At 62.5% G+C, this 13,248-nt stretch carries 14 protein-coding genes; 10 read left to right on the top strand and 4 right to left on the bottom strand.

Features of this window, described 5'->3' with window-relative positions:
* Positions 1-351: 351 nt before the first annotated feature.
* Positions 352-960: an IS110 family transposase gene (locus tag GY937_07165; GenBank protein ID MCP5056494.1), complete on the bottom strand. Its 609-nt coding sequence runs from the start codon at positions 958-960 to the stop codon at positions 352-354.
* Between the two features lie 230 nt (positions 961-1,190).
* Here GY937_07165 and GY937_07160 point away from each other — a divergent pair, with 230 nt between their 5' ends.
* Positions 1,191-1,850 (top strand): hypothetical protein, encoded by a 660-nt coding sequence (locus tag GY937_07160; protein MCP5056493.1) that lies wholly within the window; start codon positions 1,191-1,193, stop codon positions 1,848-1,850.
* Positions 1,847-2,332, top strand: coding sequence for a PaaI family thioesterase (locus GY937_07155; GenBank protein MCP5056492.1), 486 nt, complete (start codon positions 1,847-1,849; stop codon positions 2,330-2,332). Before GY937_07160 ends, GY937_07155 begins: the two co-directional genes overlap by 4 nt.
* A 62-nt stretch (positions 2,333-2,394) precedes the next feature.
* Here the strand turns inward: GY937_07155 and GY937_07150 are convergent, their stop codons facing one another.
* Positions 2,395-4,017, bottom strand: a complete 1,623-nt coding sequence (locus GY937_07150) for an AMP-binding protein (protein MCP5056491.1) — start codon at positions 4,015-4,017, stop codon at positions 2,395-2,397.
* Positions 4,018-4,024: 7 nt separating this feature from the next.
* Positions 4,025-4,429 (bottom strand): hypothetical protein, encoded by a 405-nt coding sequence (locus GY937_07145; GenBank protein MCP5056490.1) that lies wholly within the window; start codon positions 4,427-4,429, stop codon positions 4,025-4,027.
* 417 nt (positions 4,430-4,846) lie between these two features.
* Here GY937_07145 and GY937_07140 point away from each other — a divergent pair, with 417 nt between their 5' ends.
* The 3 genes from GY937_07140 to GY937_07130 all read left to right on the top strand — a co-directional run bounded on the left by GY937_07140 (position 4,847) and on the right by GY937_07130 (position 8,167).
* Positions 4,847-4,999: a hypothetical protein gene (locus GY937_07140; GenBank protein ID MCP5056489.1), complete on the top strand. Its 153-nt coding sequence runs from the start codon at positions 4,847-4,849 to the stop codon at positions 4,997-4,999.
* Positions 5,000-5,391: 392 nt separating this feature from the next.
* Positions 5,392-7,167, top strand: coding sequence for an amidohydrolase (locus tag GY937_07135; GenBank protein MCP5056488.1), 1,776 nt, complete (start codon positions 5,392-5,394; stop codon positions 7,165-7,167).
* Positions 7,168-7,288: 121 nt separating this feature from the next.
* Positions 7,289-8,167, top strand: a complete 879-nt coding sequence (locus tag GY937_07130) for a nitroreductase (protein MCP5056487.1) — start codon at positions 7,289-7,291, stop codon at positions 8,165-8,167.
* Here GY937_07130 and GY937_07125 read toward each other — a convergent pair.
* Entirely contained in the window at positions 7,960-8,469 is a 510-nt protein-coding gene (locus GY937_07125; protein MCP5056486.1) for a phytanoyl-CoA dioxygenase family protein, read from the bottom strand. The genes GY937_07130 and GY937_07125 overlap by 208 nt on opposite strands.
* A 398-nt stretch (positions 8,470-8,867) precedes the next feature.
* Between GY937_07125 and GY937_07120 the strand changes: the two genes are divergently transcribed.
* The 5 genes from GY937_07120 to GY937_07100 all read left to right on the top strand — a co-directional run bounded on the left by GY937_07120 (position 8,868) and on the right by GY937_07100 (position 13,133).
* Positions 8,868-9,488, top strand: a complete 621-nt coding sequence (locus tag GY937_07120; protein ID MCP5056485.1) for a PEP-CTERM sorting domain-containing protein — start codon at positions 8,868-8,870, stop codon at positions 9,486-9,488.
* Positions 9,489-9,835: 347 nt separating this feature from the next.
* Entirely contained in the window at positions 9,836-11,005 is a 1,170-nt protein-coding gene (locus GY937_07115; protein MCP5056484.1) for a hypothetical protein, read from the top strand.
* A gap of 102 nt (positions 11,006-11,107) precedes the next feature.
* The gene (locus tag GY937_07110; GenBank protein ID MCP5056483.1) at positions 11,108-11,767 is read left to right on the top strand and encodes a TetR/AcrR family transcriptional regulator; all 660 of its coding nucleotides are present in this window, start codon (positions 11,108-11,110) and stop codon (positions 11,765-11,767) included.
* A 140-nt stretch (positions 11,768-11,907) separates the two neighbouring features.
* Positions 11,908-12,843: a hypothetical protein gene (locus tag GY937_07105; GenBank protein ID MCP5056482.1), complete on the top strand. Its 936-nt coding sequence runs from the start codon at positions 11,908-11,910 to the stop codon at positions 12,841-12,843.
* A complete protein-coding gene (locus GY937_07100) occupies positions 12,840-13,133 on the top strand; it encodes a hypothetical protein (protein MCP5056481.1) in 294 nt (97 codons plus the stop codon). The genes GY937_07105 and GY937_07100 overlap by 4 nt, the downstream gene beginning before the upstream one ends.
* Positions 13,134-13,248: the final 115 nt, after the last annotated feature.

Genomic DNA, 13,248 nt, shown 5'->3' with positions numbered 1-13,248 from the left:
GGGGATCTTGTTCGGAGCCTTGCTTCGGCTCCGTGTCCCAGAAACTCGTCGGTTCCCTTCCTCGTCCAATCAAATGTGAGCTGGCTTCAAAACCAGTTAGCTCCGGGCTCGAGCAAGGGGCAGAGCTCGTTGGAGGAGCGCCCTGCGGCGCCCCGCGAATGTTCGGAGGGGAGGCGGGGTTCCAATCAAGGCGAATGGATGTCGGGCGTTTTCCAGGAGGCCAGCGTGCTTCACGGCCTCGGCCGCAATCACAGATCTCGGGATCTCTTCCAGGTCTCTTCGTTTGGTTCTGCCCTGTTCTCATTGGAACTGACTCCAGTTGGGCGACGGGATGCCCCGCCCCCGCACCTTCTACGTTGTGGCCAGGAAGCGCTTCATCTCGAAGGCGCGATCCTTGCTCAGCATGAGATAGACAACCCGGCCGAGCTTGGCGGCCAGAATCGAAAGCGCCTTGGCCTTGCCGTGTCTCCCCGCGACACGCCGAAGGTGCTTCTGGTCCTCGGGGTTGTTGCGCAGGAAGAGAACCACGGCCTCCGAGAAGGCCCACTTCAGGTGGACGTTCCCGATCTTCGCTCCCCCACTGCCCAGCTTCTTCCCCGCCGAGGAGTGCTCGCACTTCACGAGCCAGGCGTAGGAGAGGAAGTCCTGGACCCTTGGAAACCTCTGGATGTCGTGGATCTCGTAGAGGATGGCCAACACCAGGACCTTGCCGATGCCAGGGACAGGGCGGAGGCGGTAGTAGGCCTGGGAGTCTTGCTGTTTGACTCGGCGCTCGAGGTGAAGCTGGAGGTCTCGGATCACGTCGTCGTAGTGCCGGGTCAGCTCGAAGTCGACCTCCATGCTCTTGCTTGTATCGGGATCCGTGAAGGCCTCCGCGACTCCCTCCCGGTTGCCTTTGTAGGCGATCTTCGCCGGTGGAACGGGAAACCGGGCGAGACAGCAGGGCCGCAATCCGGGCAAGTGGTTTCACCATGTCGAATTGGCGATGCTCGCGATGCGAAAGACCGAACCCGTGAAGTACGTAAGCAAGATCAACCAGCGCTACCTATCGTACGTGTTGCTCGGGGTCGAGTGAAGGGACGTGAGCCTCACGCATATGGGGAGAGGGAATGAAGATCGGAATCGTTGGTCGTGGCAGTTTGGGAACCGCGCTGGGAGTCTCGGCCCAAACCTCAGGGCATGAGGTTTGCTTGTTTCGGCGCGAAAGCGCGAAGCCGAAACCCGACTCCCCGGTCGAGGAGCGTGTGCTCGATGCCGGAGTCGACTGGGCTTCGTTCGACTTCATCGTGTTGGCTTTCGAAAAGAAGGCCAGCAGCGTCGACGACCTGCGAGACGACGAGACGCTGGGGCGCTTGCTCGAAATTCCGTGCGACACGACGATTGCTTCAGTGGTTCTCTCCCCATCGACGGAGCTCCTCGACGGCTTCCTCGAAGAGCACAGCATCCTGCACTTCGTTTCGACTCCCGCGGCGGCGCTACCCGGCGCGGTAGCACTGATTCGCGACAGCATCGGAAGTGAAGCCACGCGCAAGCCGCTGTTCGCCGCATTTCCGGAACTCAAGTGGCGCGTGCTGCCCGAGGGCGAGTACGCACGATTGGGCTTCCTGATCATTGGCGCGGGCATGGCGGCCGCATCTCTAGCTCATCTCGCGACATTGCTCGGGGGGCCACTCAGCCGACTCGAGTTGGAACATCTACAAGACGTCCTGGGCGATGCCCAGCGACTGATGGCGCTCACGGAGGGCGACGGCTTCGAGGCGTTTTCGAGGGTGGCGACGCCGGGTGGCTTCACGGAGAAGATCCACAACAAGCTCTTCACCACCGAGTGGCCCTTGAAGGAATCCTCGTGACGGACTCCCCGTTCTTCCAGGACCACATGCCGGGGAACGTCTGCTTTGGCTGTGGCGTTGCGAATCCCGCCGGCTTGCAGATCAAGAGCGCGTGGGAAGGCGAGGTCAGTGTCTGCCACTACGCACCGCGCGAGGAGCACCATGGTTTTCCGGGACTGCTGTGCGGCGGTGTCCTCGCGACGTTGATCGACTGCCACGCGATGTGTACGAGTCTCGCGATCCTGTGCCGAGAGGCGGACCGCCCGCTCGAAGAAATCACGAACTTCGGGGCGATCACCGGCGATCTCTCGATTCGCTATCAAGCGCCAACGCCGACAGCGGGCGACTTGAAGCTCACGGCCGAACTCATCTCACGAGAAGGGCGCAAGCTACGGTTGCGCTGTGCGAGTCATGTTGGCGATGTGCAGACCGCGAGCGCCGAAGTGACGATCATCGAGATGGATGGGGCCAGAATGAGCGCGCTCCACGGTTCCAACGGCTAGCGGAGGCGAACGAGCGAGCCGTTCGAAGCGGAGTCCCTCTTGCTACGGCCTCGCTTGATGCGTCAGTCCCCGAGTCCGAGCGATTCCTCCGCAATCCGAGTCGCCCAGCGATAATCGGACTTTCCGTTCGCCTGGCGCTGCAGACGGTCGACGCGGATGACGTGCTTCGGGGCCTTGTAGCTTGCAAGGTTCTGCTTCACCGATTGGATCAAGGCTGCGTCTTCGATCGACGGGTCGGCGAGTTGGACGACGGCCGTGATGGCCTGGCCCCATCTCGGGTCGGGCATGCCGACGACGTTGCAATCCGCAACCGCGTCGTGGAGTTTGAGGGCCTCTTCGACCTCCTCGGGGTAGATCTTCTCGCCGCCCGAGTTGATGCAGACCGATCCGCGCCCGAGCAATGTGATCGTGCCGTCTTCTTCGACAGTGGCGAAATCACCGGGGATCGAATAGCGCTGCCCGTCGATCATGGGCCACGTCTCTTCGCTCTTCACCGGATCCCTGTAGTAGCCCACCGGTAGAGGACCACCGAGCGCGAGCCGCCCGCGATCGCCGGAACCGGGCGCGACCGGTTTGCCCTCTTCATCGAACACCTTGGTGAACTCGCCGAGGCTGAACCGTGCGGTCGTGGCCTGGTTGGGGTCGCTCTCGAGTTTGGCCGCGAACCCCACGCCTTCCGATGAACCGAGCGAATCCAACAAGCGCATGCGCGGACTGAACTCGAGAAGCGCCTGCTTGACCGGCGCGCTCCACATGACGCCGGATGAAAGTATCAAGAAGATCGACGAAAGATCGTAGGGCTCGCCGCGATCTCGCGCGGCTTCGAGCGCTTCGAGCATGGGGCGGCTGAAGGCGTCGCCCACGATCGTCATGTGGGTGGCGCGGTGCCGTTCGACGCTGCGAAACAGTTCGTCACCCGAGAACGAGCGACCTTCGAGCGTGATGATCGTGCCGCCGGTCATGTGGGTCGTAAGCGCCGAGATGCCGGAGGTGCCGTGCATCAGCGGGGCCGCCGCTAGTTGTCGAGTGACACGCCCGTTGGCTGCGATCTGTCGGACCGACGCCAGCACTTCGTCGATCGTCTGGGGCACTGTCTTCTTCAACCCGGCGTACGTCGCCTTCATGGTCTGGATCATGTTCCCGTGGGGCCACATCACGCCCTTTGGGTTGCCCGTCGTGCCGCCCGTGAAGAGCATCCAGATGTCGTCGGGCGACCTTTCGATCCTCGGTGCCGGCTCATGCCCCGCGATCAGCGCTTCGTAGTGTTCGGACCAGTCGGGCGCAGCGTCGCCACCGACCTGGACGAGCATGCGCAACTGCGGGAGCGATTCACGAATCTCACCAACCGATTCGGCCAACGTCGCGTCGAAGAAGAGGGCCTGGCAGTCCGCGCCCTCGAGCAAGGAGTGCAACTCCTTCGCCGTGTATCGGAAGTTGACGTTGAAGGGTGTGATGCGCTGCTTGAAGCAGGCGAACTGCGCTTCGGGATACTCGGGGCCGTTGTAGAGCGCGAGCCCGACATTGGCTGCGATCGGGAGGTCTGCCGCCCTGAGCGCTGCGGCGAGTCGCGCCGCACGGTCTTCGTACTGCCGCCAGCTGCGGCGGGTTTCACCACAAAGAAGAGCATCGGCCTCGGGAATCTCGTCGGAGATGGCTTCCCAGGCAGTCGCAAAATTGAGTTCCATCGCCCGATCATTGCGCGCCGGGAGGCGTGCGTCGAGGTGTCAGTTGCTTCCGCCGCCCGGCTTGACGCGCGCGGTCGGAAGCCAGCGCACCTTCGCGGCTTCGGGCAGTGCGACACCGGTCATCGAGTGACCGCCCGCGAAGGGGGCTTTGCGCTTCGAGTCGGGCGCGGGCCTCCACCTGCTGCGGTTCGGTCAACTCGTCGAAGTGGCGTCGCAGTTCTTCGAGGCACCACACGCGATATCGCGCCGTTCGAATGCTTCGATACGGTGCGCCCTCGATATCGACATCGAAGCGCTTCGCGCCTTGTTTCCATGCTTCGGCGTTGGCGGACAGGCAGGGCAGATAGACGGAACCGATCGCATCGAGAATCGGTCCCTGGTCTTCCGGAACATGGTCCAGCAGTTCGCCCAATGGGGTGGCACTGTTGGCGATCCGTCCTCGATCTCCCCCGAGGAGTTTGGGTGTTACTTGCCAAGGCACCCCTTGTTGGACATGGATCCCCTGTTGGAACTCCTATCCGCTCGCGACGGGGCTTTCACCCCGGCACGGGGCTCTGCTTCGGCCTCGACGATCATTGGCACGGCGAGTGGCGCGCTCTGCTTCACGTGGGCGGCGAGTACCTGGCGGACTGCAGCGATCCCGCTGACCGCCCGTCGCATTCATCAGCTTCGCGATTGCCTGGTCGCTGTGGACCTCCTCCGTGCTGGGCACTTGACACAACCCCTATACTCGGACATTGAGTGGAGACGCAATTCGTTCTTCCTGTGCTCGACAAACGGGGCAGGGCAGGTCAGACCGGCAAGAGCCGGTGGAGAGGACTAGCTAGCAGTGACGACAGATAGTGAAGACGAACAGGCAAGGAGCGAGACGCGCATCAAGAGGTTCCTGTCTTTCTGGGCCACGTTTCCGGGCGTGCTGACTGGTGGTGTCCTCCTCTTGATCGGGATCACCGTGCTGGTTGTGGTGATCAGTTACCTTTGAACACCGGCATAGTCGCCTGAGTGTCGAGTACGCGACCATGCTGGCCTCTACCTCATCCGTAGGCTGACCCACCCCGGACTGGCGGTCGCTCCGACACTCCTCGGGGCAAACCTCGTGGAGGTCGTGTCTGAGGGCTTGCCAGGCAACCCCTTGTCGGGCATGAATCCCCTGCTGGAACCCCTATCCCCTCGGAGGATCTGGAGATCTTGCGAGCCGCCGGCTTGAAACCGACCGCGGTCGCCTGGATGGAGCACCGAGAGGCTGTGATGGCGGGCATCCGCTGAATCGCAGATGCCCGTTGTCGGTGTGGCACGCAACGGAATTCCTGGATCCCTTCCTCCCCACGGGTCGTCGGATGACTTGGGTTAGCATCAAGAGGGAGCCAGGACATCTTGTTTAGCCGGTTGAAATACGCGGGAATAGGACTGATTGCGCTGCTGTTCCTGGGGCTTCTCGTCGCAATCGCGGCTTTCGTCACGCTTTGGATCGGTAGTTCACCTCCTCGGGACGATGGCATCGTGCGTCTCTATCCCGCGGCCCGCGTGATTACGATGGATCCGGACCGCCCCTTCGCCGAGGCGATCGCAGTAGGCGGGGGCAGGGTCCTTGCTCTGGGAACTCGGGCCGAAGTGGAGCAGGCATTGGAGGGCGATGAGTTCACCCTCGATGAGCGATTCGAAAACAAGGTCGTGATGCCAGGGTTCATCGATCCCCACCTCCACCCTTCCCTCGCTGCCACTGTTCTTCAGCTCGAAATCGTCTCTGCAATGGAATGGCTGACCCCCAGAGGCCGGACGGTCGCTGTGCGCGGGCGCGAGGCCTTCCTGGCACGGATCGCCGAGCTCGCCAGCGCGGAGGACGATGACGAGTGGTTGTTCGTCTGGGGCTACCACCAGCCCTACCACGGCGGGCTCACGCGGGATGATCTGGACAGCGCCTCACCCGATCGCCCGGTCGCCGTATGGCAGCGCTCATGCCACGAGATGTATTTCAACTCAGCCGCCTTGGAAGAACTCGGACTCGGGAAAGAGGACTTCGCGGCCGAGCCCAATGCAGACTGGGAAACGGGCCACATCTGGGAGACCGGTTTGTTCGCACTGGGCGGGGGCGTACTGCGCTCGCTCGCCAGCCCGGGTCGGTATCGCAGGGGGCTCACGATGATGAGCGAGATCCTGCATCGCGGGGGGCTCACAACCGTAGCTGAGCAGGGCTTCCCCCAGATCCAACCCCTCGCCGAACTCCTGATGCTGCACCTCGAAATGTACGGAGACGACACCCCCTATCGCTACGCGCTGGTCCCCAATGCGATGTACCTGATGCGCAAGTTCGGCGATGCGCCACGGGCCGAGCGCGAAGCCGAGAAAATGCTCGGCTGGTCGACCGACCGCGTGCGCGTGGTGCGACACGTCAAGTACTACGCGGATGGCGCCATCTTCAGCCAGCTGATGCAGATGAGCGAGCCCTATCTCGATGGTCACGAGGGCGAATGGATGATGTCACCAGACCAGCAGCGAGCTGTGCTCGAAACCTTCTGGCGACGAGGCTGGAGCATCCATATCCACGTGAATGGCGATGCCGGTCTCGACCTCGTCCTCGATCAGATCGAAGAGATGGAACGAATCCATCCCCGGGCCCCGGACCAGCGCTTGGTTCTGGAGCACTACGGGTATGCGCGTGAAGATCAACACCATCGGGCGCACCGACTGGGCGTGGATGTTTCGAACAACGCCTACTACACGCACGAGCTCGCTCCGATCTATGCTGACAACGGCCTTGGTGTCGAGCGCGCACAGGACATCTCACCTCTGGGCGGGCTGGCTCGAGCAGGCGTCCCCATCTCGTTCCACTCCGACTATCCGATGGCACCCGCCGAGCCACTGCTTCTGGCCTGGGTCGCGGTAAATCGCATCGGCAGTGACGGTCGTACCTGGGGAGAAGATCAGCGTCTCTCTCTCGATCTCGCTCTGCGGGCGATCACGATCGAAGGGGCACGAAGCCTGGGACTGGAGGATGAGATCGGTAGCCTCGAGATCGGCAAGCGGGCGGACTTCACCATCCTGGAGCGCGATCCCTACCAAACGCCTCCCGAGGAGCTCGCCGAAATCCCGATCTGGGGCACCGTTCTCGGCGGGCGACCCCACCCCATCGCCACGCGCGGGGTCGAGTAGGGGCCCTGGCCATCTAGCCTGCATCGGCGGCCCGATCGAACGAAACGCTATCGTGGCATGGAGTCGAAACCGGCTTTGGCCGTAGCATGGGCCAAGCCGCCAACCATTTGGAGCAGAGACGGTGGAGCCGATCAGTCAGCTTGCCGCCGAACGCATTTCCGTTCGCGCCTACGATACCGGGCGTCCTGTGCCGGCCGAGCTACGGACGCGTCTGCAAGAGATCGTGGCGGCGAACTGTCTGGGGCCGCTGGGCAACCGGGTGCGCATCGAGTCGGTCGATATCGACGAACTGGCCGCAGGCGAAGCCCGTAGCCTTGGGACCTATGGGATCATCAAAGGAGCCCGGCTCTACCTCGTGGCGGCGATCGAAGACTCTGCCGCCGCACGGGTGGATCTCGGGTACTGCCTCGAGAAGATCATCCTGGAGGCGACCCGACTGGGGCTGGGGACGTGCTGGATGGGAGGGACCTTTCGCCGGGCAAACTTCGCCCACAGCGCCGGGGTGAGGGACGATGAGATCATCCCCGTGATCACCCCGGTGGGCTTTGCAACCAGGCAAAAGAGCCTGCGCGAACGAGTGCTTCGCAGGCTTGCTGGCGCGGATCAACGCAAACCCTGGGATTCGATGTTCTTCCTCGGGGGCGCAGGCACTCCGCTTCCCCGAGGCGGGCGTTTCGATGCAGCGCTGGCCTGTCTGCGCCTGGCTCCTTCCGCGAGCAACAAGCAACCTTGGAGGGTCGTCGAGCAGAGCGAAACCGAGCGCTTCGACTTCCACCTCGAACGCACACCCCACTACAACGAGTTGATGCGCGGCATCGATCTGCAGATGGTCGATATGGGCATCGCGATGTGCCACTTCGACCTGGCTACCGCCGAAGCAGGCTGCAAGGGCGAATTCTCCAGGCGTTCCCCGGCACCGAGGCTGGGCGAAACCGAGTACATCGCCACCTGGCAGATGCAACCGAACTCGGGTGTGGAAACGGACTCCGACCACCCCTGATCAGCGACACAGCTGAGCCAGGGAGGGCTGAGCTGGTGCGCGGGCACAGCCCAATGGCGGGGATCCAGGGTCGGCTCAACCCCCGACTGCGCCCAGCTCCCGTCGCGATGAAAGTAGAGCACGCTGCCTGCAGACAACCCGGTTGCAACGGCTTCGCCATCGATCAGGTCCGTATCGGTATACAGCGCCCCAAGCACGCCGCGATCCTCGAACCCTTTCAGATTGCCATGCTTGTGGCTACCAGGGATCGCCCACAGCCATCCGTTTTCCTTCGTCGCGTCGTTCTTCTCTTGATCTTCGATCTCTCAGTCAGCACTTCTGGAAACTAATAGTGCTGAAGCCTCACAACGTTCTTCATCGTGCGGTGATAGCGCTCGATCTTGCCCTGCGTCTGCGGATGGTATGGCGCCCGCGAGGTGAGCCATGCGGCGCTCACCCCGGTATTCCTGGAGCTCACTCGAGAGGTACGCGGAACCGTTGTCGATCGGGTGCCATCATGCACCGGCAGGTGCGACCTCAACTGCGCGACGCATCAGCGCGAATAGCAGATCACCCTCCGCTGGGGCCTTTTTGCTAGGCAAGCCCGAGCGAAGCAAATACACTGGGACGGTGCTGGGTGCAGGTCATCCATCGCTGATGAAGCCAATACACTGCGGAAACCCGAAGAGCCGCAGGTTTCCATTCCTGGAGAATGTTCCTCATGCGGTCCCTGATCCCTGCTCTACTGCTGCTTCTCTTCTCCTCCGCCGCCCAGGGGACGATCATCGATTTCCAGTCGTTGGAACATATCGATGCCGGGCAGCAGGCCGCCCCGGGGACGCCCGTCTATTCCGAAAAGGGATACAAATTCGAAAGCAGTTCCGCTGACTACAGCATCGGCACGTGGGGGACTCTGAGCGCGAACTACCTGGGGAGCACCGCTCTCTGGAATGGTGATGGAACGGGAATCAACGGAGTCACGACCCTGACGCGTGCCGATGGTGGTGCCTTCAACTTGCTCTCCATGGAGATTGGAGAGATGTGGGCAACGGGCGGCGGGGTTTCCACAACTACGTTTGTCGGCATTCTCGCAGGAGGTGGCACTGTTTCCGCAGACAAGACCACCGATGGCATTCGGTCCACCGGTTCGGGATTTGAATATTTCTCATTCGTTGGATTCACCAATCTCACCAGTGTGAGCTGGCTGCAGGTCTCCCCGTACATCCAGTTCGACAACGTAACCACTGCATCTGCGGTTCCCGAGCCCGGCTCTCTCCTGTTGCTCGGCACTGGTCTGTTTGGCCTGCTCGGTTGTCACTCGCACCGTCAGCGTCAGCGGTGATCCTGCGAGCTTCAAGTTGTTCCAGTGACCCACCCCCAGTCTTCGTCCAATGGGTTGCACTGTTGGCGATCCGTCCTTGGGGGGGCTCCCAGGGTCGCACCCGTGGTCATCTCCAAGGGGCATACAAGATCGGCGGCTCAACGCCGCAAACCACGGGTCTACGCAATCACCTAGCCAACCATCCGGTTCTATTCGTGATTTCTGACCCGAGGCAAGGTGCTCCGGCCACTCCGGCAACCAAATCGCAGGCGGGGCACCGCCAGGGTGTGGCGAGATCGGCAGACGCGCCCTAAGGTTCCGGCATTGTTTGACCGATCGGTCAAAGCCCGCCCCGGAGGAAGATTGCTGTGAACTTGAAGCCCATCGAACTCGTCCCGGAAGAGACCGCTCGGATCGTCGCCAGCGAACGCAAAGTCAATCGTTTCGTGCGCCGCCGCGACGCGATTCTCGAGAAGTACCACCTCGGCGGTCGCAAAGGGCGGTACGACGACATCAACTTCGAGTTCATGGGGGGCACGAACGATCGGCTGCGCAAGCAGCACTACGACAAGAGCCTGCGACTGCTCTGGAAAGCCGAAGAAGAGATCCCCTGGTCGAGTTTCCGCGACTGTACGAAGAGCGAGAAGATGCTCCTCGAACTCGCCGATGGCTCGCTCAAGAACTCGGAGCGAGGTCACCTCGAGAAGATCAAGAGTGAAGAGTTCAAGGCGTTGCTGGATCGTGAGTACACACCAGAGCAGAAGCAGGCGATCGTCAACATCCTTTCGACGATCGGGCATGGTGAAGCCTATGCCTGGATGGTGTCCACCGAGGTCTTGAGCAGCGGAGTCGAGGGGACTGGAGCACGGGCAGCGCTGACCATGCAGGTGATGGAAGAGGCCAAGCACTTCGTCGTCTTGCGAGAGCTGATCAAGGCGTTCGATTGCCCGGTTCCGAGAATGTCGGTCTGGGAATACATGCTCATGGAGCGCACACTCAAATCCAAGGGGCTCGAGAAGTTCTTCGGCATGAACGTCGTGATCGAGGGCTTCGCGCTGAATCTCTTCGGACTACTCAGCACGCTTCCCGGCCTCGAGATCCTCCGTCTGTTCCATCTCGACGAGTCACGCCACACCGCGCTTCCCAGCAACTACTTCAGCGAGAAGCCGATGACCCGGCGGCAAAGCAAGGGGCTGTTGGCCAGGATCCGCAGGGGCATGCTGCTGGCGCCGACTCTACCGCTCATGACCTATTTTGAACGGGATTTCGCCGTTCTCGGTCTCGACATCTACGATTTCGCTGGGTCCATGTTCCGCAAGGTGGTCCACCTCTCGGAGCGCGTCGGCTTCGAGCTTCCCATCCCGGGGCCGAAGCTACTGCCCCTGGTCAACGTCATGTTCAACAAGCGCGCCAAGCGAACCCGAAAGAACTATACGCCCAAGGAATATCACCTGGCAGAGACGACTCAAGGGGCCTCCGAGTTGGCCATCGAGGCTGAAGTCTTCGAGCTGAATCAGCCGACGGCCATCGCGGGCTGACCGGCCACTGAGGCTTCTTGACGGGCGCTTCATCGTCGCTGCCCATTGTGTGGCCGAGAGTGTGCGAGCTGCGCACCGGCAACGATTGGATAGCCTGTCGAGATGAGCTCTCGAGCTTCGACCGAAAAGGGGTCACTTGCCGTCTTTTCGCCGGCCGGTCATTCCAACGTCAAAGGGGCCGCCTCGCGGGAGGCCATCCTCGACGCCGCGCGCATGATTCTCGGAACACAGGGGCTCAGCGGGTGCAGCCTCGCCGTAGTGGCGGAGGCAGCTGGCTGTAGCAAGGGGACGATCCTCTATCACTTCGGCACCCGGGACGGCTTGCTGATGGCACTGATTGCGGAGGGGACGAACTTCTTCAGGGCTACGCTCGAGTCGGCGTTTTCCAGCTACGAACCCGACGGAGGGGGCATCGAAGACGCAATCCGAATCGCGATGACGGATCTCTTTCGCGAAGAGAACATGATGCTGCTCTCGGCAGAGCGAGAACTCAGCGGAATGGGCCAGCGAAATGAGGTCGTGGCTGCCGAGCTCATCCAAGGAGTCGCCAGCCTGGTCGAATCCATCGCGCGCTTCGGTCTCTCGATCGAGTTGGGGCCGGACCTCAATGATCTGCGAGTCCGTGCTGGCTCTATCGTGGCTGCCACCTTCGGCCAGGTCGAACTCTGGATCTGTTCTGGAGGAGGAGATCCTGGCCCGCACCGTGAGGCGGCGATCCGTAGTGCGCGCGCCATCGCTCTCGAGGGGGTGCGGAGGGAATAGCTTCGCGTGATGCACCCCACGACACGTCGATGAATGCGCATTGAGCATGAGGATAGGAGTATCCTCTGCCTATCCTCTATCCGCTCGCGTTGCAACCAAACGGGGAAACGGGTGGACTGCCGATCGAACGGGGAGATGCCATGATGCCCGCGATGCTCAGTCGAGGCTGTCTCAGCCTGGTCGTCCTCGGATGGGTCCTCGCAGTCTTCCTGGCAGCGGACGGCCAAGCCCACGGCGACGTCCACCAGGGCATCGATGATCTGGGTCGTCAGATCGATCGGGCCTCACCGCGTTCGGATGGACAGGCCTCTCTCTCGAATCTCCACATCCGGCGAGCGGACCTCCACGGACTGGACGCCAACTGGGATGCCGCGCTGGCAGATCTCGATCGCGCTGCCGCACTCGATCCCCGGCGACGCGGGATGGACTACCTTCGCGGGCGCGTGTTGCTCGATGCGGGCCGCGCCGCCGAAGCCAATGCCGCCCTGCACCGCTTCTTGACGGCGAATCCCGACCACGCCGCGGGCCGCGCCGCCCGAGCCCGGGCCTTGCTGCAACTCGACCGCCCCCTGGAGGCAGCGGAGGAGTTCCGGCGAGCCACCTTGCTGCAGCCGGCCTCGAGTCCCGACGACTATCTGGGACGTGCCCGAGCCCTTCGTTCCGCCGGATCCGAGTACCTCGGGGTCGCCATCACCGCACTCGACGAGGGGATCGCCGCTCTCGGTCCGGTGGTGGGGCTCGAGAGGCTCGCCATGGAGTTCGAACTCGAAGCCGGCCGTACCGATGCGGCATTGGTTCGACTGGATCGGACGGCGTCGGGGCTTCCCCGGAAGGAGACCTGGCTGGTGCGCAGGGGTGAGATCCTGGAGCGAGCGGGGCGACGCACCGAGGCCCAGGCGACGTTCGAGGAGGCTCGGCTCGCCCTCGGGCGGGTTCCGGATCACCGGCGCAGGACTCTAGCCATGGTACAGCTCGACACCCGGATCAGCGAGGCCATGGTTCGCCTGGCGTCCGCGACGGACGAATACGGTGTGCCTCCGCTCCCGCCGGAAGGAACCAGAGGACAGATCCGATGACCACCGCCACACGATCTATCGCATTGCTTTTCCTGGTCGTGACGATCGGATCCGCCGATGGATCCGGCGCGGCCGTCCTGGTACCTGCCGGTTCCACCTGGAGCTACCTGGACGATGGATCCGACCAGGGGACGGCCTGGCGAGATCCCCTCTTCGACGACACCGGCTGGGCCATTGGCCCAGCCGAACTCGGCTACGGAGATGGCGGCGAGAGCACGGTGCTCGGCTACGGACCCGACCCGAATGACAAGTATGTCACCAGCTATGTTGGCGATCACGAGAAACCGTAGAAATCTGATCATCTAGCCGTGGTCGCGCGCGAGTGCTGGTTTCTCGTCAGAACGGCGAATCGGTGTCGGTCGGATCGGTGTCGAGTTCGCGATCGAGAGCCGCGAGGTAGTGTCT

Source organism: bacterium, assembly GCA_024228115.1.
Lineage (GTDB): Bacteria > Myxococcota_A > UBA9160 > UBA9160 > UBA6930.
This window is presented reverse-complemented; position numbering and strand designations above follow the sequence as displayed.